Raw genomic sequence first — 24,654 nt, 5'->3', positions numbered from 1 at the left:
GGCCGGAACATGCTTTGCGCGAAAGAAGGCCGGATTTTCGCTGCGGAGCAGGCCGGTCGCGCCGACGCGGGGGGAGGGGGGACGGGCGGGGTTCAGCTGGCCGGCGAAAGGATGATGGTGTCCGCGCCCGAATGGGAAAGCCTGACCGGGAAGATGGCGGCCACGGTCTCGGCGAACGCCTCCGGCTGGCGGGTGTGGAAAACGCCGGAAATCTTCATCCGGCCCAGCGCGGGATCGGCCAGCACGACCTTGCGGGCGCCGTAACGGTTGATCTCGGCAACGGCCGTCGCCAGCGGGGTGGCGTCGAACATCAGCCGCCCGAACCGCCAGGCCTGCGCGCGCTCGGGATCGACCTTGCCGACCGCGACGGCGGCGGCGGCCGGCGTCAATCGGGCCTGCTCGCCCGGTTCCATCTGGACGACGGGCAGGCCTGGCTTGCGGACGGTCACTTTTCCCTGCGCCAGGAAGATGCGGGTTTCCGTCCCCTCCTGCCGCACGCTGAAGGCGGTGCCCAGCGCGCGAACCTCGTTCGGGCCGGCAAAGACGCGGAAGGGGCGGGCGGCATCCTTGGCGACCTCGAAGAACGCCTGGCCGGATATCAAGGTCAGCCGCCGTTCCCCGTCGGTCAGCCGGGCTTCGATCGCGCTGTCTGTATCCAGGGTCACCACCGATCCGTCTGCCAGCGTGACGCTGCGCTGCTCGCCGGGGGCGGTGGCATAGCTTTCCGTCCGCTCGCCCAGCATCGGCGCGCCGATCACCACGGCCAGGCAGGCCGCCGCTGCCGCCGCCAGCCCATAGCCGATGAAGCGCCGCCGCTGCGGGAGGCGAGCCTCGTCTTCGTGCGAACCTTCGGGCAGGGCGCCCTCCTGCAGGGCTGCCCGCGCCGCCGGATCGCCGGCCAGCGTGCCCACCGCATCCCACAGCTGCTGCTGTTCGGCATAGGCCCGGCGATGGGTCTCGTCCTGGGCCAGCCATGCGTCCAGCGCGGCCTGATCGCCCGGCGTGCGCTGATCGGAACCCATGCGCGCAACCCACCGCGCGGCGCGCGCGGCGGTCAGCGATTGCCCGTTCCTGTTCCCCGATTCAGCCATTTTGCCCGAATCTCGCATGCAAATGGGCGATGACCTTCATCATATGCTTTTCGACCGCGCTCACCGATATGCCGAACCGGGCCGCGATCTCGCTATAGCTCGCCCGATCGAGCCGGTTCAGCAAAAACATCTCCCGCGTCCGCGCCGGCAGTTCGGCAAGCGCCGCCGACAGCCGGGCGAGCGCCTCCCTGTCTTCAAAGACGCGCGCGGGCGTGGGCTCCTCACTCGGCGCGTCGAAATCGTCGATCGGCAGGTGCCGGTCCTCCTGGCGGACGCGTGCGCGCCGCCGCCGATCGGCGAGGACCGAGCTTGCCACCCGGAAGAGATAGGCGTCGGGATTCTGCACGTTGGCGGTGCTGCTGCCGTAAAGGCGGGCGAAGCTTTCCTGCGCGCAATCCTCGGCGGCTTCGTGATCCAGCCCGCGCTTGCGGAACCATTGCACCAGCGGCCGGCGATAGCGCGCCGCCAGGGCCTCATGGACGACGGACTCCTCCTCCCGGCTTTCGCCGCGCGCTGCCATGGCCGCCTCTCCTCCGGCGCTTCCCGGCCCCGCATGGAGGCCGGAGGTGCCGCTGCCCATTTTGTTTTTCCTGTGCGGAAAGGCAGCGCTTCCGCATGAACCCGTTACGCCGAACCCCCTGATCGCCGGGGGTTTTCTGGTGATGCAAGTTTACGCGCACGCTGGATCATGGCCGGATCGCCTCTTCCCCCAGGGACAATCCGGCCCGCCCCCGCCGCGATCCTTCCCGATGCCTGCGCCTTTGGCAAGAGGGTTTCCGATATCATTTCGGAAATTGATGATTCAGGCTTTCGCCTTGGCCGATTTCGGCCGTCCCTTCGCCGGTGCCCGCCGCCGCGCGGCGTTCCGCGCCGGCTGGTCCTCGTCCGTCGCGGCCGTCGGGGCGGGGATCTTCCGCTCCGCCCAGACCAGCGTCTCGCCGCGCTTGCGGGCGATATCCTCGATCACCGGGCGCAGCAGTTCTTCCACCATGTCCATCGGGGTGGCATAGGCTTCCACCCCCTCGCGCATCAGCGGCAGGGCGTCGTCGTCGAAATGGGTGAAGGCCTGCTGCAGCATCCGGCTGCTCGATCCGTCGCGCGCGGCCGCTGCGCGATCGCGGCAGAGGGTGATCGCGCCGCCCAGGGTGACCGCGCCGACGCTGCGCCAGGTCGCCACCGCCTCCGCGACGGTGAATCCGCGCGCGACCAGCACCGCGACGAAACGTTCGGTCAGCGCCAGCTCGCGCTCGATGCCGCCGCCGCCGTCCATCACCTGCAGGATGAGGTGCGGCTCGCTGGCCAGCACGTCGCGCAGGCTGGTGGCGTATTCGATGAGATAGTCGGCCCAGTGCTGCTCCCGGTCGCCGGGCAGGTCGACCACCGAGAGCTGATGGTCGATCGCCAGCCTCAGCAGCTCGTCCCGATTGTCAACATATTGATAGAGCGTCGATATGCTGACGCCGAGATGCTCGGCCACCCGCGCCATGCTGAAATGGTGGAGACCGATCTCGACCGCCGCGGCGATCACCTGTTCGCGCGATACGCTCCGCGGACGCCCAACGCTGCCGGACGATTTGTTGAGCCACTTCGCATTCCAGCCTCTGTTGGCCATAAAATCCTATTTACGAAAGCATTTCGAAAAAGATATTAGAATGGCCTGCCGGGCTTGTCGAGACGCGCGGGCCGATGGCGCGCGCCGTTCGGCGCTTTTGCAATCAAACATATGAAAAACAAGGAGAGTCTTGATGAGGATCGCTGAGGTCAACCCATTGCTTTTCGGCTTCCGGCGGGTCGGGTGCGGGGCAGGCGGGCGCCTGTCGGCGGCGGCGCTGCTGGCGATTCTGCCGCCAGTGGGCGTCCATGCTGCCGAGGCAACCGCGCCAGCCTCGGTGCTGGGCCTCTGGCGCTCGCAGGATCGCGGCGGCACCATCGAGCTTTACAATTGCGGCCCGGCGGTCTGCGGCCGCATCCTCGACGGTCCGACGCTCCGCGCCAATCCCGACCTGCGGGACGTCAAGAATGGCGACAAGGCGCTGCGCACCCGCCCGGTGAAGGGCCTGCGCGTGTTCGACGGCTTCACCGGCGGCCCCACCCAATATAAGGGCGGGTCGCTCTATGATCCCGAAAGCGGCTGGGGCACCAAGACCGGCTATCTGACGCTCAAGGACCCCAATACGTTGGAAGTGAAGGGCTGCGTCGCCTTCTTCTGCCAGTCCGAAATCATGCTGCGCATTCGTTGACGCCGGGCGCCGCGCGGGGAATGGGGTAGGGATGGCCGATGACCTTTTCTCCCGACGCACGCTGAGCGGCCTCGAACTCGCCGGTGCAGATATCGGGAAGCTGGCGGCCGGCTCCTCGCCTGTCCACCTTATCGATTGCGTGCTGGACGAGGCGGAGCTCGGCAAGCTCGACCTCACCGGCTGGGTGTTCGAACGGTGCAGCCTGCGCCGCGCCGATCTGGCCGGGGCGATTCTGGAAGGAACGCGCTGGCAATCCTGCCGGGGCGCTTTCGCCACGTTCGCCGGCGCCGATCTGACGGAGGCGGCCTTCGCATCCTGCGATTTCAACAATGCCGTGTTCCGCCGGTCGAACCTGACGTCGGCTTCCTTCCGGGGCTGCAAGCTCACGGGGGGCGACCTGTCCGACATCCGGGGCGTGGATGCTTCTTTCGAGGAAACGCTGCTGATCGGCGCCAAGCTGGCGGGACATTCCTTTCGCGGGCAGGTGCTGCGCAAGCTGGACCTCGCCCAGGCCGATCTGCGCAACTGCGATTTCCGCGATGCGCTGTTCGAGGATTGCAGCCTGCGGGAGGCGAACATGGCCGGATCGCGCTTCGCCGGCGCGGACCTGCGGGCGGCGGATATAAGCGGACTGCGGCTGGGCGATGCCGCCCTGTTCCGGGGCGCCACCATCTCGCGCGATCAGGCCGGGCAGCTTCTGGGCGAGCTGGGGCTCGATGTCAGATGAGCAAGCTGTGGGGCGGGGCGGTGGCGCCCCCGCCCCACACCCACGCCTCTTTCCGGTCAGCTTCGGACGAAGGCCAGCAGGTCCGCGTTGATGATGTCGGCATGGGTGGTGCACATGCCGTGGGGCAAGCCCTCATAGGATTTGAGCGTGCCGTTCTTCAGCAGCTTGGCCGAAAGCGGGCCGGCATCCGCATAAGGGACGATCTGGTCGTCGGTGCCGTGCATCACCAGCACGGGCACGTCGATCTGCTTCAGGTCCTCGGTGAAGTCGGTCTCGGAAAAGGCCTTGATGCAATCATAATGGGCCTTGGCGCCGCCTGCCATGCCCTGTCGCCACCAGTTCCAGATGACGCCCTGATCCACCTTCGCGCTGGGGCGGTTGAAGCCGTAGAAGGGGCCCGACGGCACATCGACATAGAATTGCGCGCGATTATCGACCAGCGCCTTGCGGAAGCCGTCGAAGACCTCGATGGGCAGGCCGCCGGGATTGGCATCGGTCTTCACCATGATCGGCGGCACCGCGCCCACCAGCACCGCCTTGGCGACGCGGCCCGGTTCCGCGCGGGCGACATAGCGCGCCACCTCGCCCCCGCCGGTGGAATGGCCGATATGGATGGCATTCTTCAGGTCCAGCGCCTTGGCCAGCGCGATCACGTCGGCGGCATAGGTATCCATCTCGTTGCCGGTATCGGTCTGGGTCGACCGACCATGGCCGCGCCGATCGTGGGCGATCACGCGATAGCCATGGCCGAGGAAGAACAGCATCTGGTTGTCCCAGTCGTCGGCGCTCAGCGGCCAGCCGTGATGGAAGACGATCGGCTGCGCGTCCTTCGAACCCCAATCCTTGTAGAAAATCTCGGTGCCGTCGCTGGTAGTGATCGTGCCCACGATGGATTCTCCTCGCTAGCGGGGCGCCGGGATCGTCACCCTCGCGGCGAGTTTCATACACCGTCCACGCCCTTCGCCGAACGGGGAAACCGACCGCGATCGCGAAATCCGGGGCGAGGGCGATCGCGGGCCGGAGCCTGTCGGAAGCGACGGCGCAACGCGCCCCGATTCAATCGGGGGTGCCGGCGCCCTTCCTCGCCATCGGCCATTCGCCGGTGGGTTCCGCATAGGCTTCCAGCTCGCGCCAGTGGCGGTCCCAGCCGGGGCCACGCCGTGCGACGGGCACCTCCTGCTCCACCCGCAGCCGCGCGCGGGTGACCGGATTGGCGATAGGGTGGCGCAGGCGATCCACGATATCGCCCACGCCGGCTATCGGGTCCCCGGCATTATCGGTCGGCGGTTCGGGATCGGCATCGGTCATTCCCGCTGCCTATCGCCTGTCGGCGGGCCGGGCAATGTGAAGGGTGGCTTCCGGGTAAGGGAAATCGCGCGGCGGCTGTTTCGCCGGGGGGCGATCTCGTCCATGCGGGGCCGGCACGGCGCGAATCGGAAGGCAGGCACATGCAGCAGCGCGAACTTATCGGAACGGCGATGGTGCCGGGCGGCGAACAGTTGCGGCTGTTCCGGCGCGGCGGCGATTTCATGATCGTGCTCGACCGCAACGAGCTGATGAGCAGCCGGATGAGCGGATCGGAAGATGCGCTGGCGGTGATGACGTGCGATCGGCTGGGCAAAAGGCCGGCGCCCAACCTGCTGATCGGGGGCTATGGCATGGGCTTCACCCTGCGCGCGGCGCTGGCGGTGCTGGGCCGCGACGCGCGCGTCACTGTGGCGGAGCTGGTGCCGGAAATCATCGAATGGGCGCGCGGGCCGATGGCCGATCTCGCCGCCGGCTGCCTGGATGATCCGCGCGTCAGCCTGTTCCAGGGCGATGTCGCGGCGCTGATCCGCAATCCGCCCCGCAAGTGGGATGCCATCCTGCTCGATGTCGATAACGGGCCCGATGGCCTCAGCCGGGTGGGCAATGACTGGCTCTATTCGATGCCGGGGCTGGCCGCCGCGAAGGCCGCGCTCGCGCCGGGCGGCATATTGGCGATATGGTCCGCCGCACCCGACAAGGCCTTCACCCGCCGGCTGGGGGAGGCAGGTTTCGCCGTCGACGAAGTGGTCGTCCGCGCGCGCGGCAACGGCAAGGGGCCGCGCCACGTGATATGGTTCGCCAAGACGGCGGGGCAGAAGCGGGCGCCTGCCGGACCGCGCTGATCGGCGCGCGCACTGGAAAATCCCGGCCGCCTGATCCGCTCCGCACATCCCCGGCGGCCACGCGCCCGTTTGGCACCACTATATCTCCACGGCCGCTATATTCCCATAATATGTGGCAGGATTGAATATTCGCTCGATTTCCCGCTTGTACTTGCTACGACTTGAATCTGCCGGGGGGCAGCATGAATAGTGAGATCGGCGTCTTTCCGGCACAGCGACCTGCGTATCAACAAGCCGAGATCAGGACGGGCGAGCGGCGGATCATCCAGTATCTGCTCTCGCCGATTGCGCAGAGTCTGGATGAGGCGGGGAGGGAACGGTGAGCCTGGAAGCAGCCGGGATGCGTGGAATATTGTCGGCGGGCCTGCTTCGATGCGGGGGAGGCGACACAGGTGGATATGGTGTGGGTCGAGCCATCAGAGGGATGGTGATGCTCAGCCTGATCAACCTGGGCGGTTGCGCAGCCTCCGAGCAGAATGATCGGGCGGCTGCCGTGCCGACATTGCGGCAGCTCTGCTCGAGGGAGGCGGCACGGGCGAGCTATGGATTCCCCGATCGGGCGGAGCCCTTTCAATCGGGTGGCGCCGCGAAGGCGGCGGGGGCATCGACGGGAGCCATGATCGGCCAGGCGCTTGCGGAACGACGGATATTTAAGGCCTGCATGGCGGAGCACAAGAATGTTGAATAATGTCGTGGGCCGGATATCGGCTGGTATATTGCTGATATTGGCGGGATGTGGTGCTTCCGCACCGCCGGAGGCGTCCTCGCCGATCGAATGGCTGGCAGATCAGTATTTTGGGACGCGGACGTCGACGATCCTGCCTGATCTGGTGAACAAGCGCACTGCTGGGCCGAGTTTCTGGTTGGATATATGGACAGCCAATATATCCGAGGGCCAGCCCGGTGATCGCGCCAGTATTATAAGTGGCGAGCCAGTTCGAGGGTATTTTCCATTCTTACAGACAAATGGTTCTGGAGGAATGCCTGCGAATTACATATCGCCGGATAATTACAAAGCTATATTACAGTATAAGCTATCGCAATATAATGAATCCGTAGGTAGAGAGATATATAAGAACTACGGATATATTCCGAATAGACTCTCGATAAGTGCGGTGGATAAGGATGCCATTGCAGAAATAAGGCGGGGAATTGACAGAAAGAAAGCGTCGATAATATATTCCAACTCCTCCTGTATCGTGATGCGGTTCACCCGTAAGGAAGACGAGCCTCGTTTCGCCAATGCGTTCGTCGGCAGTAGCACTGGTCGATGGGGATTGCGTGATCCCGAGCAGGAGCGGTGCGTCCTGGCCTCGATACTTGAGGTGATGGGCATGGATGTGGGCTATGTCATGCCGCGCGCTTATTATTATTATCCACGCGGGATGTCGCCGGCCTGGACCGACGAATGCCTGTTCGCCATGGTTCAGCCGGGCCTGACCAAGGCGGATCGGAGCAAGGTCGAGCCAAACTCGCAGTGCAGAACGCGGGCTCGTGCCGCCTGGCCGTATGATTTGCTCTGGACGGCGTTTGGGATCGGCCGATTGAAGCCGGGACCGGTGACCCGCGACGAGTTCGTCAGGGTACTGAGCCAGATGGCGCAGGATATGCGCCCCCAGTATAAGCGCGATCTCGAGCGCAGGGAGGAACTGGCCATCCATAATGCCGAGCTCGGCAATGCCTATGTCCCACCAGTACCGATCATCGTGACGACGGACTAAACCTTGACGACAATATTGTGGACTTGGGAGGCGTGATAGTCCATGCGGACACGCCGCCATGATGAATGGCGGAAAACCGCTTCGGATGAACTATGTTATCAATAGGGCACTGATTGCGGCTCATCCAGAAGGGGCGGCTATCCTTCCCTACCCGTCATGCTCGAAACCCAGCCGGGTAGGCAGCGGCAGTGGTTCGCCCCGATCGTTGAGGCGGATACCTGCGCCCGCGGTGAAGGTGCCGACCGGGCTGATCGGCAGGCCGGCTTGCTCGGCCGCCGCCCGGATCGCTTCCTCCGCCTCGACAGGGGCGGCGATCAGGAGTTCGTAATCGTCGCCGGCCGATGCGGCGGCGATGCGGGCCTCGCGGCCGTCGCCGGCGGTGGCGCGCAGCGCGGGGGAGAGGGGGATGGCCTCCAGCGCGATCTCGATCGCGACGCCGCTGGCCGCGGCCATGCGGGCGGCGTCGATCAGCAGCCCGTCCGATATGTCGGCCATGGCGTGCGCCAGTGGGGCGAGGGCCGCGCCGATGTCGAGGCGCGGCGCGGGCCGGCGATAACGTTCGATCAGCACCGCCGGGCCGCTCGCCCGGCCGCGGGCGATGGCAAGGCCGATGCCGGCGTCGCCCACGCTGCCCGTCACCCACAGCCGGTCGCCGGGCCGCGCCCCCGCACGGGATGGCGCGCCCGATGCCGGGGCCTGGCCGATCGCGGTCAGCCCCAGCGTGCGCGGGGCGGTTGCCGGCATAGCCACGGTGTCCCCGCCCAGCAGCGGCAGGCCGAAGGTCGTCAGCGCCTGCGCCAGCCCCTCGGCAAAGGCCGCGTCCCAGCCGGGATCGCCGGTGAAGCCATATCCCATCAGCGCGCCGATCGGCCTTGCGCCCTTGGCGGCGAGATCCGAAAGATTCACCGCCACCAGCTTCCACGCCACGTCGCCTGGCGGATCGGTGGGCAGGAAGTGCACGCCTTCCACCAGCATGTCGTGGGTCAGCACGATTTCGCCGGAAAGCGGCAGCACGGCGGCGTCGTCCGCCAGCCCGCGCGCGGCGGGGTGGGTGGCGATCGCGCGCAGCCGGGCGATGAAATCGGCCTCGCGGGTCATGCGCCCCGCCTCCCTCCCTGCTGCGGGAGGGCGGGGATCATCCCCGCGCCGCCTTGGCCACCGCGTCGAGCAGGCCGTTCACGAAGCCCTTTTCGCGCTTGTCGTAGAAGGCGTCGGCCACGTCGACATATTCGCTGATCACGGTCGCGGTCGGCACGTCGATGCGGGCGATCAGCTCATAAGTGCCGGCGCGCAGGATCTGGCGCATCGGCTTGTCCAGCCGTTCCAGCGACCAGCCGGCGGCCAGCTTGGCGGTGATCGCCGCGTCGATCTCTTCCCGCCGCGCATCGACGCCGCGCACGAGATCGTCGAAGAAATCGGTCTCGGCGTGCGCATAGGTCACGTCCTCGATCGTGCGGCCCAGCCGGTGCTGGTGGAACTCGTCCAGCAGCTTGGGGATGGGGGTCTTCTCCATCTCATGCTGGTAGAGCGCCTGCACGGCGAAGAGCCGGGCGGCGCTGCGGGCGCGCGAACGCTCGTTGGTCTTGGCGTTGGTCTTGGTCATAATCTCACAGCTACAGATCGGGCGTGGGCGGGCAAGCCCTCGGCTTCGGCCAGCGCCACGGCGGCGGGGCCGATGCGGGCGATGGAGGCGGCGTCGCAGGCGAGGAAGCTCGTCCGCTTCATGAAGTCGAGCACGGAAAGCCCGGATGAAAAGCGCGCGCGGCGGCCGGTGGGCAGCACATGGTTCGGCCCCCCCACATAATCGCCCACGGCCTCCGGCGTGTAGCGGCCGAGGAACACCGAACCGGCATGGCGCACGGCGGCGAACAGCGGCTCGGGATCGGCCAGCGCCAGCTCCAGATGCTCGGGCGCCAGCCGATCGATCAGGGGAGCGCTTTCCAGCAGGTCGCCAACAAGGATGATCGCGCCATTGGCCGCCCAGCTTGCGGAGGCCGTGGCGCCCGTGGCAAGCGTGCCGAGCTGCCGTTCCACCTCGGCCGCCACCGCATCGGCGAAGGCCGCATCGTCGGTGAACAGGATGGACTGGCTGGTCGGGTCGTGCTCCGCCTGGCTCAGCAGGTCGGCGGCGATCCAGGCCGGATCGTTCGCGCCATCGGCCACCACCACGATTTCCGACGGGCCGGCCACCATGTCGATGCCGACCACGCCGTAAAGCTGGCGCTTCGCCTCCGCCACCCAGGCGTTGCCGGGGCCGACCACCACGTCCACCGGCGCGATCCGATCGGTGCCATAGGCCAGCGCCGCGACCGCCTGCGCGCCGCCCACACGCCACACCTCGTCCACGCCGGCAATCTCGGCGGCGGCCAGCACCAGTGGGTTGGTCTCGCCCTTGGGCGTCGGCGTCACCATCGCCAGCCGGCCGACGCCGGCCACCCTGGCGGGAATGGCGTTCATCAGCACCGAGGAAGGGTAGGCGGCCCGCCCGCCGGGCACGTAGAGACCGGCGGCATCCACCCCGCGCCAGCGCGCGCCCATGCGGACGCCGGCGGCGTCCACCGTCTCGCTGTCCGCCGGGCGCTGGGCGGCGTGGTAGGCGCGGATGCGCTCGGCTGCCAGCTCCAGCGCGGCGCGCAGATCGGGGGCGAGGCCGGCGAGGGCTGCCTGCCGTTCCGCCTTCGGCACCTGCCAGCCGGTGACGTCGAGGTCGTGGCCGTCGAACCGGCGGGTCAGCTCCGCCAGTGCGGCATCCCCGCGCGCGCGGACATCGGCGCGGATCGCGGTGACGGCGCGGGATACGTCCTCATCCGCCTCGCGCCGCGCATCGACCAGCGCATCGAAGGCGGCGGCGAAGCCCGCATCGCGGCTGTCGAGCCTAAGCGGCATCCTGCTGCCCTTCCTCCGCCACCAGCGCGCGGAACGCTTCGACCAGCGGCGCGATCTCCTCCGCGCGGGTCTTGAAGGCGGCGCGGTTCACGATCAGCCGGGCGGATACCTCGCAAATCGTCTCCACCTCGACCAGGCCGTTTTCCTTGAGGGTGCGGCCGGAGGAGACGAGGTCGACGATGCGGCTGGCGAGGCCCAGCACGGGGGCGATCTCCATCGCGCCGTTCAGCTTCACGCATTCGGCCTGCACGCCGCGCGCGGCGAAGTGGCGGCGGGTGAGGCCGGGATATTTGGTGGCGACGCGGACGTGGCTCCATTCGCGCGGATCGTCGCCGGCGGCCATCTCCACCGGCTCCGCCACCGAAAGCCGGCAGCGGCCGATGCCAAGATCGACGGGGGCGTAGATCTCCGAATAATCGAACTCGTCCAGCACGTCCGATCCGACGATGCCGATCTGCGCCGCGCCATGGGCCACGAAGGTCGCGACGTCGAAGGCGCGCACCCGGATCAGCCCGATATGGGGCTGATTGGTGGCGAAGCGCAGCGCGCGGCTGTCCTCGTCCGAAAAGGCGGCTTCGGGCACGATGCCGACGCGCGCGAGCATCGGCAGTGTCTCCACAAGGATGCGCCCCTTGGGAATGGCAATGATGATCGGATCGGCCATGGCGCGGGCGGGCTTAGTCGCTCGGGCGCGTCTCCGCAAGGAAGGCGCGGATCGCGGCGGTTACGGCGGCGGGCCTTTCCCACGGCACGAAATGGCCGGCATCCTCGATCGGCACGATGCTGAGATCGGGCACCAGCGGGCCGAGCCCTTCGATCTGGCAGGGCAGCAGCGCCTTGTCCCGCATCCCCCAGATCACCAGCGCGGGCATGGCGAGCGGCGGGAAGGGGGCGTCGATCCAATCGGGCCGCTCCACCGTTTCGCCGATCGCCGGCACCACGATCCGCGACGCGCGATACCAGTTGAGCATGCCGGTGAGGGCGCCCGGCTGGCGCCACTGATCGAGGTAGATCGCCCGTTCCCCGGCATCGATGGCGCCGGCCTGCACATGGGCGGCGAAGCTTTTGTCGAAGAAGGCCTCGATCCCCATCTCCGCGACGCGCGCCTCCATGCCGGGATCGCGGAAGGCCAGCATATATTGGGATGCGGCGCGCTGGGCGGAATCGTCGATCAGGCTTTTCTGGAAGATCAGCGGGTGGGGCGCATTGGCGATGACGAGCCGGGCGATGCGATCGGGATGGCGCAGCGCCGCCGCCCAGGCCGCGGCCCCGCCCCAGTCATGGCCGATCAGGGTGAAGCGGGCGAAGCCCAGCGCGTCCGCCAGCGCGAGCAGATCGGCGACGACATGCTCGACGGCATAGTCCGCCACGTTGGCCGGCTTGGACGATCGCGCGAAGCCGCGCTGGTCGGGCGCGGCGACGGCATGATCGGCGGCGAGGTTCGCCATCTGGTGGCGCCATGTCCGCGCCGATTCGGGAAATCCGTGGAGGAAGACCAGCGGATCGCCTTTGCCCTCGCCGCCGAGCGTGACGTCCAGCTCCACCCCGGTGGGAAGCGCGAAGCGCTGGCGGCGAAGCTCCGTCACGCCGCCTCGGAGGGCGCGCGGGCGCGGATGGCGAGCGCGTGGACGCGATCGCGCAGAAGATCGGCCAATGCGGCGTTGACCGCGCGCTGGCGGGCCACGCGATTCTGCCCCTCGAACGCGGCGGCAACGATCTCCACCGTAAAGTGCGATTCGCCGCGCGCATCGTGCCCGGCATGGCCGCGATGCTTCTCGCTGTCGTCGATCACCGCCAGATGATCGGGCGACAGGGCGGCGGTCAGGCGGCTGGCGATTTCGGCGGCGACGGGGCCGGGGCGGGAGGCGGTGGGAATATCGATCATCGGGCCTATATAGCCCGATCGAGGCCAAGGGAGTGAGACGTAAAGTTGGCGGACGGCGGCGAACAGCGGCGGAGACAGGATCGGTTCCACGGGCGGATCGGCACGGGCGACAGGCCCTGCGCGCATCCCGGCTGCATGGAGCCGGGCGAGTTCCGCGTGCCCGGCATCACGCGGCCCGGTTTCGACGGGCCGGGCGAATGGCGCTGGATGTGCCTCGATCATGTGCGCGCGTTCAACGCCGGCTATAATTTCTTCGACGGCATGACCGCCGACGAGATCGAGAATGCGCAGCGCCCTTTCGCCGGCTGGGAACGGGAGACGCGCGCCTTTTCGACGTCGGCGGCGGGCGCCGGCCCGCGCTGGGCGGATTTCGTCGATCCCCTGGATGCGATCGGCGCGCGCTATGCCGAGGCGCGGACGGCGCGGCCGGACGGGCGGCCGCTGGGCGAGGGCGATCGCCGCGCGCTGCAGGTGCTGGGGCTGAAGGCCGATGCCGACCTGAAGGCGATCCGCAAGCGTTATACGGAACTGGTCCGCCGCTATCATCCTGACCGCAATGGTGGCGACAGGCGCCACGAGAAGGCTTTGCAGGATGTGATCAGCGCCTATACGCATCTGAAGGCCGCACCCGCCTTCGCCTGATTCAGTTCGAGAGTAGAGCCCGAGAGCGAGATATGTCCGATCTGCCCAACATCCAGCCCGACAGCCGCGCCGCCACGGTGCTCGATGCCCCCGACAAGATGGTGAAGGTGCGCGACCTGTTCGGCATCGACAGCGACATGGAAGTGCCGGCCTTCTCCGAGGCGGACGAGCGGGTGCCCGATCTCGATCCGGCCTATGTTTTCGATCCGGATACCACGCTGGCGATCGCGGCGGGCTTCGCCTTCAACCGCCGCGTGATGGTGCAGGGCTATCACGGCACCGGCAAGTCGTCCCACATCGAGCAGGTGGCCGCCCGCCTCAACTGGCCGTGCATCCGCATCAACCTCGACGCGCATATCAGCCGCATCGACTTGATCGGCCGCGACGCCATCGTGCTGCGCGACGGCCAGCAGGTGACGGAATTCCGTGAAGGCCTGCTGCCCTGGGCGCTGCAGACGCCGACCGCGCTCGTGTTCGACGAATATGATGCCGGCCGCCCGGACGTGATGTTCGTGATCCAGCGCGTGCTGGAGACGGAGGGCAAGCTGACCCTGCTCGATCAGAACCGCGTGATCCGCCCCAATCCGCATTTCCGCCTGTTCGCCACCGCCAACACGGTGGGCCTGGGCGACACGACCGGCCTCTATCACGGTACCCAGCAGATCAACCAGGGCCAGATGGACCGCTGGAACATCGTCGTCACGCTCAACTATCTGCCGGCGGCGACCGAGGCGCAGATCGTGCTCGCCAAGTCCGGCGAATATGACAAGCCGGACGGCAAGAAGGTGGTCGACAACATGGTGAAGGTGGCGGACCTGACCCGCCAGGGCTTCATCGCCGGCGATATCTCCACCGTCATGTCGCCACGCACGGTGATCAGCTGGGCGCAGAACGCGCTGATCTTCAACGATGTCGGCTTCGCCTTCCGCCTGAGCTTCCTCAACAAGTGCGACGAGGCGGAACGGCCGCTGGTGGCGGAATATTATCAGCGCGTGTTCGGCAAGGACCTGCCGGAAAGCGTGGTGGGCAAGGCGTGAGGACGCCCCGCCCATCCGTGGGCCGGTGGAGGCGCGGATGACCCAGCAGACCCCGCTCGAAGCCTTCCGCCAAGTGCTGGGGGGCACGGCGCGCGCGCTTTCGCACGAGCCGGAGGCGGAGGTCGGCTATGCCGCCGATGCGCCGCAGGCTTATGGCAAGGCCATCAAGGTGCCGATGCCGGCCCGGTCGCTGCCGGCCGAGCAGGTGGCCGAGGCGCGGGGCTTCGCCGATGGGGCGGCGCTGCGCCTCCGGCACCATAATACCGCATTGCACGCCCGCAACGCGCCGGCCGAGGCGGTCGCCCGCGCGGCCTTCGATGCCGTGGAGCAGGCGCGGGTGGAGGCGATCGGATCGCGCGCCATGGAAGGCGTGCGAGCGAACCTTGCCCATGCGCTGGACCTGCGGCTGAAATCCGATCCGCTGGTCCGCGCGCGCAGCCGGGACGAGGTGCCGCTGTCCTCCGCGCTGGGCCTGCTGGTGCGCGAGCGGCTGACGGGCCAGCCCGTGCCGGAATCGGCGCGGCAGGGCCTGGCTTTGGTGCGGGACTGGATCGAGGAGAAGGCCGGGCACGATCTCGACGCGCTCGGCCTGGCGCTGGACGACCAGGCTGCCTTCGCCCGGCTCGCCACCCGCCTGCTCGAGGATCTCGAGCTGGTCGAGGGCGAGATGACGCCCGATGACGAACAGGAGGCCGGCGAGGAAGGCGAGGGCGACGATCAGGACGAGGGCGAGGACGGCGAGGACCAGCAGGACGACGGCTCCGGCCAGTCCGATGCGCCGATGGAGGCCCGCGCCGAGGCGAGCGAGGATGCCGAGGACGACGGCGAGAGCGTCGACATGGACGAGGATTCGCTTTCCGAGATGGAAAGCGACAGCGGCGACGAAGGCGAGCAGGGCACCATGCCCGTGCGGCCGAACCGCCCGTTGGCCGATCTCGGTCCCCAGTTCGACTACAAGGCCTATACCGAGGAATTCGACGAGGTCGTCGCCGCCAACGAGCTGTGCGACGAGGAGGAGCTGACCCGGCTGCGCGCCTATCTGGACCAGCAGCTCGTCCACCTGCAGGGCGCCGTCACCAAGCTCGCCAACCGGCTGCAGCGCCGGCTGATGGCGCAGCAGAACCGGAGCTGGGATTTCGACCAGGAGGAAGGGCTGCTGGATGCGGCGCGGCTGGCCCGCGTCATCATCGATTCGGCCCATTCCCTGTCCTACAAGGTCGAGCGCGAGACCGATTTCCGCGATACGGTGGTGACGCTGCTGATCGACAATTCAGGTTCGATGCGCGGCCGGCCGATCTCGATCGCGGCGATTTCCGCCGATATCATGGCCCGCACGCTGGAACGCTGCGGCGTGAAGACGGAGATATTGGGCTTCACCACCCGCGCCTGGAAGGGCGGGCAATCGCGCGAGAAGTGGCTGGCCAATGGCCGCCCGCCCGCGCCGGGGCGGCTCAACGATCTGCGCCACATCGTCTATAAGCGCGCGGACGAACCCTGGCGCCATGCCCGCAAGTCGCTGGGCCTGATGATGCGCGAGGGGCTGCTCAAGGAGAATATCGACGGGGAGGCGCTGCTCTGGGCGCACAACCGGCTGATCAGCCGGGTGGAGGAGCGCAAGATCCTGATGGTCATCTCCGACGGCGCGCCGGTGGACGATTCCACCCTTTCGGTGAACAGCGGCGCCTATCTGGAAAAGCATCTGCGCCAGGTGATCGGCTGGATCGAGAACCGGTCGCCGGTGGAGCTGGTCGCGATCGGCATCGGCCATGACGTGACGCGCTATTATGCCCGCGCGGTGACGATCATGGATGCGGAGCAGCTCGGCGGCACGATGGTGGAGCAGCTCGCCAGCCTGTTCGACGCCGCGCCTCGATAGGGCACCCGGACAGAATAAGGGCCGGAGCTCTACAGGAGCCCCGGCCCACCCCTCTCACGCTACACGAGGGATACGCAGATGCGGTTGTCGATCAGCAATCGCGGTCGATCGCGCGGCCGGCGAGCGCACCCACGCCAGCGCCGATGATGGCACCGGTGGTGCCGTTGCCGCGATCGTAATAGCCGCCCGTATTCTTGCCGACCTCGTTGCCCAGCAGGCCGCCGGCGATGGCGCCGATGATGGTGCCGCCGGTGCCGCTGTCGCGGCAGCGGCCGCGATAATAGCCGCGATCGGCATAATAGCCCCGGCCGCCGCCATAATAACGCTGGCCGCCATAATAACGGGGAGAGCCGCGATAATAAGCCGGCCGGCCGCGATAATGGTTGCCGCCGCCGCGATAGTGGCCCTGGTTGCCATAGCCGTGATGGCCGCGATCATAGCCGCGCGCCTCGGCGGCGGCGGGGACCATGGTGGCTGCCGTCAGCGCCGCGACGGCGGAAAAAGCGATCGTCTTGAACATGTCTCTTTTCCTTGTCCTTGCCGCTGGCGCCTGGAGCGGGATTGCGTCCCGCGGCTGGCCGTCTTCGACATGCTGCCCTTATGCCGCGATTCGCGTGAGTTGTGGCTGAACGGGCCGGTTAGGTGGCGTTCAGCTTGGCGCGCGGGACACTCGGCATGGCGATTGCCCGGCGCGGGGCGCGGACGATTCCTTTCGGCGGGGATCGGGCCTAGGAAGGCTGGCGATGCGGAAGATATTGATCCTGTGCGCGATGTTGCTGGCTGGCGGTTCAGTCGGGACGCCGGCGATGAACGAGGGCGGTGCCGAGATCGTGGCGAAGGCGGTGCCGCTCAACCCGCGCGATCCCGCGCACACCCGGATCGGCGGGCTCGCCTATCTGGGCGGCTGGGTGCTGACGAGCGCGGACCGGCGCTTCGGCGGCATCTCCGCGCTGGCCGCCGACGGTGAGGACCTGATCGCGCTGGGAGACCGGGGCGGCATCTTCCGGATCAGCCCGCGCGGCAACCTGCCGCCGGCCGGCCGGGTGATCGGCATGCTGCCCGATGGGCCGGCGGGGCGCGGCCGCGACAGCGAATCCCTCGCGTGTGGGCCGGGCGGCGCCTATTGGGTGGGGTTCGAGGGCGCGAATGCGATCTGGCGCTATGATCCGGGCCTTGGCCGCGCCACCGGCCATGTCGCGCCGGCGGCGATGGCGGAATGGCCGCGCAATGGCGGGCCGGAGGCGCTGGTGCGGCTGGCGGACGGCCGCTTCCTGGTCTTTTCGGAGGAGGCGAAAGGGCGGGTGGCCGGCAGCCGGGCGGCCCTGATGTTCGCGGGCGATCCCGTGGCGGGCGCGCGGGCGGACCGCTTCGATTATGTGCCGCCGGATGGCTATGCCGTGACGGACGCGCAGGCGCTGCCGGACGGGCGGCTGATCGTGCTCCACCGGCGCTTCACGCTGATGGACGGCGTTTCGGCTGTGATTTCGATCGTCGACCTTGCCGCCGTCCGGCCGGGGGCCGTCGTGCGCGGTCGGGAGATCGCCCGGCTGGCATCGCCGATGACGGTCGACAATATGGAGGCGCTGGCGATAACGCGGGATGCGCGCGGGGCGATCTTGTGGATCGCCTCCGACGACAATTTCAGCAGCATCCAGCGGACGCTGCTGTTGCGCTTCCGTCTCGATAAGGAGACCGCCCCTGAAGCGGGGCGGTGACGCGGGCGGGGGTGCCGCCCGCGCGGAAGATCAGGCCGCGGCCTTCTTCGCGATCTCGCGCTTGAGGCGGCGAGCGCGCAGCGACAGCTTGTCGTCGCTGGTCTTCAGCAGCCAGTTGTCCAGGCCGCCGACATGCTCGACCGAACGCAGGCCGTGCGTCGAAACGCGCAGCTTGACGCCTTCGCCCAGCGCATCGGAGATCAGCGTGACATTCTGCAGGTTCGGCAGAAAGGTCCGCTTGGTCTTGTTGTTCGCGTGGGAAACATTGTGTCCCACCTGCCGGCCCTTGCCGGTCAGCTCGCAGATGCGCGCCATGTCATTTCGTCCTAGGTGTTCGGTTGCCCGGAAAGTGGGCGCGGATAACTGCGATCGAGGGATTCGTCAACCGCAATGACCCTTGCGGATGCCCATGTCGTGCGAATGCATGGAATGCAACCGCCCGTCGCGCCCCTGCGTTGACCACCGGAACGGCATCGAAGGGAAGTGAAACATGCGGGCCCTTATCATAATCGGGATCATCGTCGTGCTGGCCGCGATCGGCGCTCTCGCCACCGGGCTAGTGGATATCAGCCAGACGCAGAAGGGGCAGCTTCCCCGTATCGCGGTGGAGGGCGGACAGGCGCCCCGGTTCGACGTGAAGACCGCCGACGTGAAGGTCGGCACCACGACGAGGGACGTGGATGTGCCCCGGATCGATGTCGGCACGCGCAAGGAGGAGGTGAAGGTGCCGACGGTGGACGTCGATAAGAAGGACTGAGCTTTTCGATCCGACATCGCTCGCGCATTGGCTGCGGCCGGGCTACAGGCGGGCGATGAGCTTTCCCTTGCCCGAACCGATGCGCCTGGCGCTCGATCTCGCGCACGCCGCCGCCGAGGCGGGGGAGGTGCCGGTGGGCGCGGTGATCGTGCGGGAGGGCGAGGTGGTCGCTACGTCTGCCAATGCGATGCGCGGCGAATATGATCCCACCGCCCATGCCGAGATGCTGGCCATCCGCCGTGCCGCCGCTGCGATCGGCAACGAGCGGCTGGGCGATTGCGACCTGTGGGTGACGCTGGAACCCTGCGCCATGTGCGCGGGCGCGATCTCGCTCGCCCGCATCCGCCGGCTTTATTATGCCGCGCCCGATCCCAAGGGCGGGGCCGTGGCGCACGGGCCCTTATTCTTCGCGCAGCCCACCTGCCATCACCGGCCCGAAGTCTATGCCGGGATCGGCGAGGGCGAGGCGGCGGCGATGCTCAGGGCCTTCTTCGCGGCCCGGCGCTGACCGGACAAAAAGAAGGGCGCCCCATGGACGCCCTCCCTTCGCGACCGTCAGGGCCGGCCCTGTCAGCTGCTGGTATCGGTGACGGGCACGATCTTGATCTCCACCCGGCGATTCTGGGCGCGGCCGTCCACCGTGTCGTTCGATGCGATCGGCTGGCTGGAGCCGAAGCCCTGCGTGCCGATCCGCGCCCGATCGACGCCGTGGGTGGCGAGATAGTCCGCCACCGATTTCGCGCGGTTCTGCGAAAGCGGGATGTTGATCGTGTCGTTCCCAGTCGAATCGGTGTGGCCGTACACGTCCACATAGGTCTGGTTGTAGCTCGACAGCGTCTGCGCCACCTGATCCAGCGTGGAGCGGAACTGCGGCTCGACCGCATAGCTGTTGGTGGCGAAGGTGATGCCCGACGGGATGTTGAGCAGGATCTCGTCGCCCTGGCGCTTCACCTCCACGCCGGTGCCGGCCATCTTCTGGCGAAGCTCGCGCTCCTGCCGGTCCATATAGGCGCCGATGGCGCCGCCGGCGATCGCGCCGATGCCCGCGCCCACGATCATCTCGGTGCGATTATGGTGCCCGCCGACCAGCGCGCCCGCGCCCAGGCCGACCAGGGCGCCGCCGAGCGAGCCGATCCCCGCCTTCGACATCTTCTTCTCGCCCGTGACCGGATCGGTCGTGCAGGCCGAGGTCGTCAAGGCCGCAAGCGCCAGGCTCGCTCCGGCCAACTTGGTGCTGATCCGCATGGATTGTCCCTTTCCCTTCGCTGATGGCGGCAAAACCCTTGGCCGCGGCTGCTTGTTCCGCCGCCGTGCTGAATCTTCGATGACGAGATTGTTGTCCACCAGCAAGATTCCGTTCTATGGGGATATCGCGCCATGCCGCCGGATATTCCCCTCCAGCCCTTCCCTTGGATCGATTGCGTGATCATCATCGCGCTGGTCGCCCTGAATGGCGTGTTCGCGATGTCCGAGCTGGCGATCGTTTCGTCGCGCAAGCCGCGGCTGGAAGCGATGGCGCGGGCCGGGCGCCGGGGCGCGCGCCGCGCGCTCGATCTGGCGGCCGATCCCGGCAAGTTCCTGTCGACGGTGCAGATCGGCATCACCCTGATCGGCATCCTGGCGGGCGCCTATTCGGGCGCCAGCCTGGGCGGGCCGGTGGGCGAGCGGCTGGCCCGGCTCGGCGTGCCGGCGCGGATCGCGGGGGAGGCGGGCTTCGGCCTCGTCATCGTGCTCACCACCTATGTCTCGCTCATCATCGGCGAGCTGGTGCCCAAGCAGTTCGCGCTGCGTTCGCCCGAGCCGATCGCCGCGATCGTGGCGCCGCCGATGCACTGGCTGTCGCGCGTCACCGCGCCGCTGGTGTGGCTGCTCGACCGGTCGAGCGCGCTGATCTTCCGCCTGTTCCGCATCCGCCGCGAATCCGAAACCCATGTGACGGCGGAGGAACTGCACCTGATCGTCGCCGAGGCGTCCAATGCCGGCGTGATCGAGGAGAGCGAGCGGGCGATCATCTCCGGCGTGGTCCGGCTGGCCGATCGCCCGGTCCGCGAGGTGATGACCCCGCGCACCGAGATCGAATGGATCGACGCCACAGCCGATCCCGCCGCCATAGCGGAAAGGCTGCGGGCGATGCCGCACAGCCGGATGCCGGTGGCGGAAGGATCGGTGGATGCGATCTTCGGGGTGGTGCAGGCGCGCGACATCGTCGCGGCGCTCCTGGCGGGCGAGGCGACCGACGTGCGGGCGCTCGCCCGGCCGGCGCCGATCGTGCCCGATCAGATGGACGCGATGAACGCGCTGGAGACGCTGCGCGAGGCCGCGGTGCCGATGGCGCTGGTCCACGACGAATATGGCCATTTCGAAGGGGTGGTGACGCCCGCCGACCTGCTGGCGGCGATCGGCGGCGTGTTCGCGTCCGACCGGGAGGAAGGCACCGATCCGCCCTTCGTGGAGCGCGAGGACGGAAGCTGGCTGATCTCGGGATCGGCGGCGGCGGACATGATGGCCGACCGGCTGGCCCTGCCGCTGCCCGAGGATCGCGATTACGCGACCTGCGCGGGCTTCGCCTTGTCCGTGCTCAAGCATCTGCCCACGGTGGGCGAGAGCTTCGTCGAGGATGGCTGGCGTTTCGAGATCGTGGACATGGACGGCCGCAAGATCGACAAGATGCTGGCGAGCCGCGCCGGCGACTGAGGGGAAAACCGGCCGGGCGGGCGGGGGAGACCGCGCCGCCCGCCACGGCCCTTCAACCCCGGTCAGCTTTCGTGCGCGGGCTCCGACTGGAGCTGGACATAGTTCTGGATGCCCATGCGTTCGATCAGGTCGAACTGCTTTTCCAGCGCATCGACATGGTCTTCCTCGCTGTCGAGGATGTCGCGTAGCAGATCGCGCGTCACATAATCGCGCACCGTCTCGCAATGGGCGATGGCGTCGCGCAGCAGGGGGATGGCCTCGTTCTCCAGCGCGAGATCGGCCTTGAGGATCTCCTCCACCGTCTCGCCGATCTTCAGCCGGCCGAGCAGCTGGAAGTTGGGCAGGCCATCGAGGAAGAAGATGCGTTCCGCCAGCTTGTCGGCGTGCTTCATCTCGTCGATGGATTCGCCATATTCGAACTTGGCGAGCTTGGTGACGCCCCAATGCTCGAGCATGCGGTAATGGAGGAAATATTGGTTGATCGCGGTTAGCTCGTTCTTGAGCACCTCGTTCAGATAATCGATGACCTTGGGGTCGCCCTTCATGATGAATCTCCGGCTATACGCCGAAGATCATAGCCGGAATGACTTGGAAAATCACCGGAAAATGGCGGATTTCCGCCGATTTTTAGTTGCGGCTGCTAAGCAGTCGCACGTTCGGAGGCGATGATTTCCCGTGCGAATGGGACGCATTGTCCGCAGCGTGCGCGGCGGCCCAGCGCCGCATAGGCCTGGCAGGGGGAGCTATGTCCGGCCCGCGCGGCTTCCCGCACATCCTTCTCGCGAATCGCGTTGCAAACGCAAACGACCATCAATGCCTCTCCGTCTTCGGAAGGAGAGATAGCGCTACTGAGAGTGCCTCGCAATATCCTGCCTGCGGATCGGCTGCATTTTTCCACGGGCCAGCGATCGCCACAGCCATTCGAAGGGGCCGTAGACGAAGCGATCGAGCCAGAATCGACTCCAGACCAGCATGATCGCCCAGGTCGCGACGACGATGCCGAGCAGGGCGAATCGATCGAGCCGGCCGTAAAGACCCAGGCCGTAGCCGTAGAAGAGGCCGGTCATCAGCAGGCTCGACCCGAGATAATTGGAAAGCGCGACCCGCCCGGCGGCGGCCACGCGATCGCGCAAGGCCGATCGTCCGCCCGTCAGCCAGATCATGGCCAGCGCGATATGGCCGAGCGCCATGAACGGCCGGCCCGGCAGCCCCAGCGGCATGGCGGCGCCGAACATGATGAGCGCGTCGAACCCCCGCCACCAGCAGAATGCGGCGAGCAGCAGCGAGAGCGGCAGGCCGGTGCCGTAGCCGATCAGGGCGGCGCGGACGTAGCCGGCGCGGCTCCAGCCGCCTGTCAGGAAGCCGCTGCGCAGGCCGGCCATGCCGAGCAGCATCAGGCCGAGCGTCTCCGGCCCGAACATCAGCATCTGCACCAGCGGCACCATCGTCGAATCCGTCAGCCGATGGACGACCTGCGGGAGATAGGGGCCGCGATGGAGCGTCAGCTCCCGGGCGATGGCATCGGCCGGGGGGATGCCATATCCCTGCTGCAGGTCGATCCAGGACGCGCCGTCCGGCGCCCCGCCGGCCACGGCGGCGAACAGGATCGCGAACATCGCGCCCTGCAGGACCAGCAGCAGCATCCCCCAGCGGACCAGATCGCGCGGCGGCGCTTCCGCGAAGAACCATGCCGCGCAGCCGGCGACGGCATAAAGCGACAATATGTCGCCATCCCAGATGAAGTAGAAATGGGCGAGGCCGATGGCCAGCAGCCAGCCCATCCGGCGGAAATGGATGCGCTCGCCATCCGCGCCGGCCGCCCTGGCGCGATCGAGCACGATCAGCAGGCTGGCCCCGAACAGCAGCGAGAAGATCGCCCGCATCTTCCCGTCCACGAGGATGAACTCCACCATCCACAGCGCGATCTCGGCCGGGCCGGCCGCGCCATAGGCCAGCGGGTTGAAATAGGCCGCAAAGGGCATCGCGAAGGCGGCGATGTTCATGAGGAGGATGCCCATCACCGCCAGCCCGCGCAGACCGTCTAGGGTGGGGAGGCGCTGGGGCGTGGCGGTCATGGCCCCGCCATGTCCCGAGCCGGCGATGCGGTCAATCGCGGAACATGCGTCCCTGCCGGCGGTTGAGGAACAAGCACGTAGCTGCATGCACGCGAACAAGCATAAATCATTGAAGGAGCGTCACATGGCCACCACGGCACAGGGCGATCGCGGCCGCACGTCACATGCCGCCCGATCCCAGCCCCGTTCGCAATCGACCGGCAAGTTCACCGCGCGAAGCGCGCGCGGCGCCGTCGATCGATCGAGCAATCACCGGACCAGCACCGCGACGATCATCGGCGTGGCGGCGGCGGGCCTGGCGACCGGCCTTCTCGCCAATTTCGGCCGCAGGGCGGCGATGCAGGCGCCGAGCGCGCTGACCGGCGACTGGTTCGAGGCGCTGAAGGCGGAGCATCGCGCCGCACTTGCGCTTTTCGATGCGCTGCAGGCGACCGACGGCGATCAGGTGCGCCGCCGCGCCATCCTGCTCGCCCAGCTTCGCCACGCGCTGGAGAAGCATACCTTCACCGAGGAGACGGTGATCTACCCGGCGCTGCGCGACTGGGGCGACAAGGCGGATGCGGACAAGCTCAACCACGATCACGGCTATGTGAAGCAATATCTCTTCACGCTGGATCGGATGGCGAAGGACGCGCCCGAATTCGCGATGGAGATCGCCGAATTCCGCGACATGCTGGAAGCGCATATCCGCGAGGAGGAGGAATCGATCTTCCCGCAGCTCCACGCCGCCCTTTCCGAAGAGAAGAACAAGGCGCTGACCTCGGCCGCCAATTGGGAGGGGTTCAAGCTCGCCTGATATCCGGCCGGCGCCGGCCGGCTCGGATGGTCAGGGGACGGGAGCCACCGCCGCCACCGGCTCGGCCGGGACGGCGGCGGGCTTCTGCCGGAGCTTCCGCCGCGACCATTGCTGGGCGGGATGCTCGATCCAGCGATAGCTGAGATAGGCGAAGCCGATCGTGATCGCGAGCATCAGGATCGACATGAAATCCCCGAACAAGGGCGATCCGCCGACCTGGTTATGGCCGTCGATGGTCGTCACCAGATCGAGCCTGCCGTGCGACAGCTTCTCGATGATGCCGAGTGCGCGGCGACAACTACGATGGCCGGTTGAGCGGCGACTATGATGGCCGGTAGGATCGGTTGTCTGGTCTGATCGTA

Annotated in this window: 31 protein-coding genes and 1 pseudogene; 14 read left to right on the top strand and 18 right to left on the bottom strand. The window is 67.6% G+C overall.

Annotated features, from left to right (window positions below):
• Window positions 1-92: 92 nt before the first annotated feature.
• The 3 genes from CV103_RS01900 to CV103_RS01890 form a co-directional block, all read right to left on the bottom strand.
• Window positions 93-1,091, bottom strand: a complete 999-nt coding sequence (locus CV103_RS01900; RefSeq protein ID WP_015457896.1) for a FecR family protein — start codon at window positions 1,089-1,091, stop codon at window positions 93-95.
• Window positions 1,084-1,611, bottom strand: coding sequence for an RNA polymerase sigma factor (locus tag CV103_RS01895; RefSeq protein WP_015457895.1), 528 nt, complete (start codon window positions 1,609-1,611; stop codon window positions 1,084-1,086). Before CV103_RS01895 ends, CV103_RS01900 begins: the two co-directional genes overlap by 8 nt.
• A 282-nt stretch (window positions 1,612-1,893) precedes the next feature.
• Entirely contained in the window at window positions 1,894-2,703 is an 810-nt protein-coding gene (locus CV103_RS01890) for a TetR family transcriptional regulator (RefSeq protein ID WP_070934481.1), read from the bottom strand.
• A gap of 133 nt (window positions 2,704-2,836) precedes the next feature.
• On the opposite strand from CV103_RS01890, the gene CV103_RS01885 reads away from it, so the two are divergent.
• On the top strand, window positions 2,837-3,331 hold the full coding sequence (locus CV103_RS01885) for a DUF2147 domain-containing protein (protein WP_245896609.1): 495 nt from the start codon (window positions 2,837-2,839) through the stop codon (window positions 3,329-3,331).
• A gap of 31 nt (window positions 3,332-3,362) precedes the next feature.
• Window positions 3,363-4,058, top strand: coding sequence for a pentapeptide repeat-containing protein (locus tag CV103_RS01880; protein WP_107393815.1), 696 nt, complete (start codon window positions 3,363-3,365; stop codon window positions 4,056-4,058).
• Between the two features lie 56 nt (window positions 4,059-4,114).
• On the opposite strand, the gene CV103_RS01875 is transcribed toward CV103_RS01880, so the two are convergent.
• A complete protein-coding gene (locus CV103_RS01875; RefSeq protein WP_107393814.1) occupies window positions 4,115-4,945 on the bottom strand; it encodes an alpha/beta fold hydrolase in 831 nt (276 codons plus the stop codon).
• 169 nt (window positions 4,946-5,114) lie between these two features.
• Window positions 5,115-5,366 carry a hypothetical protein gene (locus tag CV103_RS01870; RefSeq protein WP_191225209.1) on the bottom strand — a complete coding sequence of 84 codons (252 nt, stop codon included), beginning with the start codon at window positions 5,364-5,366 and terminating at the stop codon, window positions 5,115-5,117.
• A 140-nt stretch (window positions 5,367-5,506) separates the two neighbouring features.
• On the opposite strand from CV103_RS01870, the gene CV103_RS01865 reads away from it, so the two are divergent.
• The 4 genes from CV103_RS01865 to CV103_RS22030 all read left to right on the top strand — a co-directional run bounded on the left by CV103_RS01865 (window position 5,507) and on the right by CV103_RS22030 (window position 7,929).
• Entirely contained in the window at window positions 5,507-6,208 is a 702-nt protein-coding gene (locus CV103_RS01865) for a spermine/spermidine synthase domain-containing protein (protein ID WP_107393813.1), read from the top strand.
• Window positions 6,209-6,390: 182 nt separating this feature from the next.
• Window positions 6,391-6,531 (top strand): hypothetical protein, encoded by a 141-nt coding sequence (locus tag CV103_RS22300; protein ID WP_170112529.1) that lies wholly within the window; start codon window positions 6,391-6,393, stop codon window positions 6,529-6,531.
• Between the two features lie 107 nt (window positions 6,532-6,638).
• Window positions 6,639-6,896 carry a hypothetical protein gene (locus CV103_RS01860; protein WP_146163365.1) on the top strand — a complete coding sequence of 86 codons (258 nt, stop codon included), beginning with the start codon at window positions 6,639-6,641 and terminating at the stop codon, window positions 6,894-6,896.
• Window positions 6,886-7,929, top strand: a complete 1,044-nt coding sequence (locus tag CV103_RS22030) for a hypothetical protein (protein ID WP_146163364.1) — start codon at window positions 6,886-6,888, stop codon at window positions 7,927-7,929. The genes CV103_RS01860 and CV103_RS22030 overlap by 11 nt, the downstream gene beginning before the upstream one ends.
• Window positions 7,930-8,076: 147 nt before the next feature.
• On the opposite strand, the gene thiL is transcribed toward CV103_RS22030, so the two are convergent.
• Genes thiL through CV103_RS01825 form a run of 6 tightly spaced genes read right to left on the bottom strand, consistent with a single transcriptional unit; the run spans window position 8,077 to window position 12,700 of the window.
• The gene (thiL, locus tag CV103_RS01850; protein ID WP_107393810.1) at window positions 8,077-9,027 is read right to left on the bottom strand and encodes a thiamine-phosphate kinase; all 951 of its coding nucleotides are present in this window, start codon (window positions 9,025-9,027) and stop codon (window positions 8,077-8,079) included.
• Window positions 9,028-9,064: 37 nt separating this feature from the next.
• Window positions 9,065-9,532 carry a transcription antitermination factor NusB gene (gene nusB, locus CV103_RS01845; RefSeq protein ID WP_015457887.1) on the bottom strand — a complete coding sequence of 156 codons (468 nt, stop codon included), beginning with the start codon at window positions 9,530-9,532 and terminating at the stop codon, window positions 9,065-9,067.
• Window positions 9,529-10,815 (bottom strand): histidinol dehydrogenase, encoded by a 1,287-nt coding sequence (gene hisD / locus CV103_RS01840; RefSeq protein WP_107393809.1) that lies wholly within the window; start codon window positions 10,813-10,815, stop codon window positions 9,529-9,531. The genes nusB and hisD overlap by 4 nt, the downstream gene beginning before the upstream one ends.
• On the bottom strand, window positions 10,805-11,479 hold the full coding sequence (hisG, locus tag CV103_RS01835; protein WP_070934475.1) for an ATP phosphoribosyltransferase: 675 nt from the start codon (window positions 11,477-11,479) through the stop codon (window positions 10,805-10,807). Before hisG ends, hisD begins: the two co-directional genes overlap by 11 nt.
• Window positions 11,480-11,492: 13 nt before the next feature.
• On the bottom strand, window positions 11,493-12,401 hold the full coding sequence (locus tag CV103_RS01830; protein ID WP_070934474.1) for an alpha/beta fold hydrolase: 909 nt from the start codon (window positions 12,399-12,401) through the stop codon (window positions 11,493-11,495).
• Entirely contained in the window at window positions 12,398-12,700 is a 303-nt protein-coding gene (locus CV103_RS01825) for a BolA family protein (RefSeq protein WP_070934473.1), read from the bottom strand. The genes CV103_RS01830 and CV103_RS01825 overlap by 4 nt, the downstream gene beginning before the upstream one ends.
• Before the next feature lie 45 nt (window positions 12,701-12,745).
• On the opposite strand from CV103_RS01825, the gene CV103_RS01820 reads away from it, so the two are divergent.
• From CV103_RS01820 to cobT, 3 genes are read left to right on the top strand one after another with little or no spacing between them, the layout of a single operon-like run.
• The gene (locus CV103_RS01820; RefSeq protein WP_107393808.1) at window positions 12,746-13,342 is read left to right on the top strand and encodes a J domain-containing protein; all 597 of its coding nucleotides are present in this window, start codon (window positions 12,746-12,748) and stop codon (window positions 13,340-13,342) included.
• 32 nt (window positions 13,343-13,374) lie between these two features.
• Entirely contained in the window at window positions 13,375-14,379 is a 1,005-nt protein-coding gene (gene cobS / locus CV103_RS01815) for a cobaltochelatase subunit CobS (protein ID WP_015457881.1), read from the top strand.
• 37 nt (window positions 14,380-14,416) lie between these two features.
• The gene (gene cobT / locus CV103_RS01810) at window positions 14,417-16,255 is read left to right on the top strand and encodes a cobaltochelatase subunit CobT (RefSeq protein ID WP_107393807.1); all 1,839 of its coding nucleotides are present in this window, start codon (window positions 14,417-14,419) and stop codon (window positions 16,253-16,255) included.
• Between the two features lie 91 nt (window positions 16,256-16,346).
• Here cobT and CV103_RS01805 read toward each other — a convergent pair whose 3' ends face one another.
• On the bottom strand, window positions 16,347-16,775 hold the full coding sequence (locus tag CV103_RS01805; protein WP_107393806.1) for a glycine zipper 2TM domain-containing protein: 429 nt from the start codon (window positions 16,773-16,775) through the stop codon (window positions 16,347-16,349).
• 223 nt (window positions 16,776-16,998) lie between these two features.
• On the opposite strand from CV103_RS01805, the gene CV103_RS01800 reads away from it, so the two are divergent.
• Window positions 16,999-17,970 carry an esterase-like activity of phytase family protein gene (locus CV103_RS01800; protein WP_107393805.1) on the top strand — a complete coding sequence of 324 codons (972 nt, stop codon included), beginning with the start codon at window positions 16,999-17,001 and terminating at the stop codon, window positions 17,968-17,970.
• Window positions 17,971-18,000: 30 nt separating this feature from the next.
• Here CV103_RS01800 and rpmB read toward each other — a convergent pair whose 3' ends face one another.
• Window positions 18,001-18,285 (bottom strand): 50S ribosomal protein L28, encoded by a 285-nt coding sequence (gene rpmB / locus CV103_RS01795; protein ID WP_015457877.1) that lies wholly within the window; start codon window positions 18,283-18,285, stop codon window positions 18,001-18,003.
• A gap of 175 nt (window positions 18,286-18,460) precedes the next feature.
• On the opposite strand from rpmB, the gene CV103_RS01790 reads away from it, so the two are divergent.
• Window positions 18,461-18,727, top strand: a complete 267-nt coding sequence (locus CV103_RS01790) for a hypothetical protein (protein WP_015457876.1) — start codon at window positions 18,461-18,463, stop codon at window positions 18,725-18,727.
• 79 nt (window positions 18,728-18,806) lie between these two features.
• Entirely contained in the window at window positions 18,807-19,235 is a 429-nt protein-coding gene (locus CV103_RS01785) for a nucleoside deaminase (protein ID WP_245896618.1), read from the top strand.
• Between the two features lie 62 nt (window positions 19,236-19,297).
• Here the strand turns inward: CV103_RS01785 and CV103_RS01780 are convergent, their stop codons facing one another.
• Window positions 19,298-19,972, bottom strand: coding sequence for a YiaD family glycine zipper/OmpA-like lipoprotein (locus CV103_RS01780; RefSeq protein ID WP_015457874.1), 675 nt, complete (start codon window positions 19,970-19,972; stop codon window positions 19,298-19,300).
• A 132-nt stretch (window positions 19,973-20,104) separates the two neighbouring features.
• Here CV103_RS01780 and CV103_RS01775 point away from each other — a divergent pair, with 132 nt between their 5' ends.
• The gene (locus CV103_RS01775; protein ID WP_107393803.1) at window positions 20,105-21,421 is read left to right on the top strand and encodes a hemolysin family protein; all 1,317 of its coding nucleotides are present in this window, start codon (window positions 20,105-20,107) and stop codon (window positions 21,419-21,421) included.
• Between the two features lie 62 nt (window positions 21,422-21,483).
• Here the strand turns inward: CV103_RS01775 and bfr are convergent, their stop codons facing one another.
• The 3 genes from bfr to CV103_RS01760 all read right to left on the bottom strand — a co-directional run bounded on the left by bfr (window position 21,484) and on the right by CV103_RS01760 (window position 23,496).
• Window positions 21,484-21,966 carry a bacterioferritin gene (gene bfr / locus CV103_RS01770; RefSeq protein ID WP_015457872.1) on the bottom strand — a complete coding sequence of 161 codons (483 nt, stop codon included), beginning with the start codon at window positions 21,964-21,966 and terminating at the stop codon, window positions 21,484-21,486.
• Window positions 21,967-22,061: 95 nt separating this feature from the next.
• Window positions 22,062-22,232 carry a (2Fe-2S)-binding protein gene (locus CV103_RS01765; RefSeq protein ID WP_015457871.1) on the bottom strand — a complete coding sequence of 57 codons (171 nt, stop codon included), beginning with the start codon at window positions 22,230-22,232 and terminating at the stop codon, window positions 22,062-22,064.
• Window positions 22,233-22,266: 34 nt separating this feature from the next.
• Window positions 22,267-23,496: a DUF418 domain-containing protein gene (locus CV103_RS01760; protein WP_107393802.1), complete on the bottom strand. Its 1,230-nt coding sequence runs from the start codon at window positions 23,494-23,496 to the stop codon at window positions 22,267-22,269.
• Between the two features lie 124 nt (window positions 23,497-23,620).
• On the opposite strand from CV103_RS01760, the gene CV103_RS01755 reads away from it, so the two are divergent.
• Window positions 23,621-24,292: a hemerythrin domain-containing protein gene (locus tag CV103_RS01755; protein ID WP_107393801.1), complete on the top strand. Its 672-nt coding sequence runs from the start codon at window positions 23,621-23,623 to the stop codon at window positions 24,290-24,292.
• 30 nt (window positions 24,293-24,322) lie between these two features.
• Here the strand turns inward: CV103_RS01755 and CV103_RS01750 are convergent.
• Window positions 24,323-24,654 (bottom strand): annotated as a pseudogene (locus CV103_RS01750) (hypothetical protein); the annotation flags it as partial.

The organism is Edaphosphingomonas fennica, assembly GCF_003034225.1.
GTDB lineage: Bacteria > Pseudomonadota > Alphaproteobacteria > Sphingomonadales > Sphingomonadaceae > Sphingomonas_E > Sphingomonas_E fennica.
The sequence above is the reverse complement of the archived record's forward strand: the minus strand, read 5'-3'. Positions and strand labels throughout refer to the sequence as shown.

What these genes read in the sequence shown, in the direction of transcription:
- cobS (WP_015457881.1), top strand. Translation starts at nt 13,375, where the DNA reads ATGTCCGATCTGCCCAACATCCAGCCCGACAGCCGCGCCGCCACGGTG.
- hisD (WP_107393809.1), bottom strand. Translation starts at nt 10,815, where the DNA reads ATGCCGCTTAGGCTCGACAGCCGCGATGCGGGCTTCGCCGCCGCCTTC.
- CV103_RS01885 (WP_245896609.1), top strand. Translation starts at nt 2,837, where the DNA reads ATGAGGATCGCTGAGGTCAACCCATTGCTTTTCGGCTTCCGGCGGGTC.
- CV103_RS22300 (WP_170112529.1), top strand. Translation starts at nt 6,391, where the DNA reads ATGAATAGTGAGATCGGCGTCTTTCCGGCACAGCGACCTGCGTATCAA.
- CV103_RS01880 (WP_107393815.1), top strand. Translation starts at nt 3,363, where the DNA reads ATGGCCGATGACCTTTTCTCCCGACGCACGCTGAGCGGCCTCGAACTC.
- CV103_RS01825 (WP_070934473.1), bottom strand. Translation starts at nt 12,700, where the DNA reads ATGATCGATATTCCCACCGCCTCCCGCCCCGGCCCCGTCGCCGCCGAA.
- CV103_RS01870 (WP_191225209.1), bottom strand. Translation starts at nt 5,366, where the DNA reads ATGACCGATGCCGATCCCGAACCGCCGACCGATAATGCCGGGGACCCG.
- CV103_RS01765 (WP_015457871.1), bottom strand. Translation starts at nt 22,232, where the DNA reads ATGGTCGTTTGCGTTTGCAACGCGATTCGCGAGAAGGATGTGCGGGAA.
- CV103_RS01775 (WP_107393803.1), top strand. Translation starts at nt 20,105, where the DNA reads ATGCCGCCGGATATTCCCCTCCAGCCCTTCCCTTGGATCGATTGCGTG.
- CV103_RS01860 (WP_146163365.1), top strand. Translation starts at nt 6,639, where the DNA reads ATGCTCAGCCTGATCAACCTGGGCGGTTGCGCAGCCTCCGAGCAGAAT.
- CV103_RS01800 (WP_107393805.1), top strand. Translation starts at nt 16,999, where the DNA reads ATGCGGAAGATATTGATCCTGTGCGCGATGTTGCTGGCTGGCGGTTCA.
- hisG (WP_070934475.1), bottom strand. Translation starts at nt 11,479, where the DNA reads ATGGCCGATCCGATCATCATTGCCATTCCCAAGGGGCGCATCCTTGTG.
- CV103_RS01755 (WP_107393801.1), top strand. Translation starts at nt 23,621, where the DNA reads ATGGCCACCACGGCACAGGGCGATCGCGGCCGCACGTCACATGCCGCC.
- rpmB (WP_015457877.1), bottom strand. Translation starts at nt 18,285, where the DNA reads ATGGCGCGCATCTGCGAGCTGACCGGCAAGGGCCGGCAGGTGGGACAC.
- nusB (WP_015457887.1), bottom strand. Translation starts at nt 9,532, where the DNA reads ATGACCAAGACCAACGCCAAGACCAACGAGCGTTCGCGCGCCCGCAGC.
- CV103_RS01890 (WP_070934481.1), bottom strand. Translation starts at nt 2,703, where the DNA reads ATGGCCAACAGAGGCTGGAATGCGAAGTGGCTCAACAAATCGTCCGGC.
- thiL (WP_107393810.1), bottom strand. Translation starts at nt 9,027, where the DNA reads ATGACCCGCGAGGCCGATTTCATCGCCCGGCTGCGCGCGATCGCCACC.
- CV103_RS01785 (WP_245896618.1), top strand. Translation starts at nt 18,807, where the DNA reads ATGCGCCTGGCGCTCGATCTCGCGCACGCCGCCGCCGAGGCGGGGGAG.
- bfr (WP_015457872.1), bottom strand. Translation starts at nt 21,966, where the DNA reads ATGAAGGGCGACCCCAAGGTCATCGATTATCTGAACGAGGTGCTCAAG.
- cobT (WP_107393807.1), top strand. Translation starts at nt 14,417, where the DNA reads ATGACCCAGCAGACCCCGCTCGAAGCCTTCCGCCAAGTGCTGGGGGGC.
- CV103_RS01865 (WP_107393813.1), top strand. Translation starts at nt 5,507, where the DNA reads ATGCAGCAGCGCGAACTTATCGGAACGGCGATGGTGCCGGGCGGCGAA.
- CV103_RS01780 (WP_015457874.1), bottom strand. Translation starts at nt 19,972, where the DNA reads ATGCGGATCAGCACCAAGTTGGCCGGAGCGAGCCTGGCGCTTGCGGCC.
- CV103_RS01900 (WP_015457896.1), bottom strand. Translation starts at nt 1,091, where the DNA reads ATGGCTGAATCGGGGAACAGGAACGGGCAATCGCTGACCGCCGCGCGC.
- CV103_RS01895 (WP_015457895.1), bottom strand. Translation starts at nt 1,611, where the DNA reads ATGGCAGCGCGCGGCGAAAGCCGGGAGGAGGAGTCCGTCGTCCATGAG.
- CV103_RS01805 (WP_107393806.1), bottom strand. Translation starts at nt 16,775, where the DNA reads ATGTTCAAGACGATCGCTTTTTCCGCCGTCGCGGCGCTGACGGCAGCC.
- CV103_RS22030 (WP_146163364.1), top strand. Translation starts at nt 6,886, where the DNA reads ATGTTGAATAATGTCGTGGGCCGGATATCGGCTGGTATATTGCTGATA.
- CV103_RS01790 (WP_015457876.1), top strand. Translation starts at nt 18,461, where the DNA reads ATGCGGGCCCTTATCATAATCGGGATCATCGTCGTGCTGGCCGCGATC.
- CV103_RS01760 (WP_107393802.1), bottom strand. Translation starts at nt 23,496, where the DNA reads ATGACCGCCACGCCCCAGCGCCTCCCCACCCTAGACGGTCTGCGCGGG.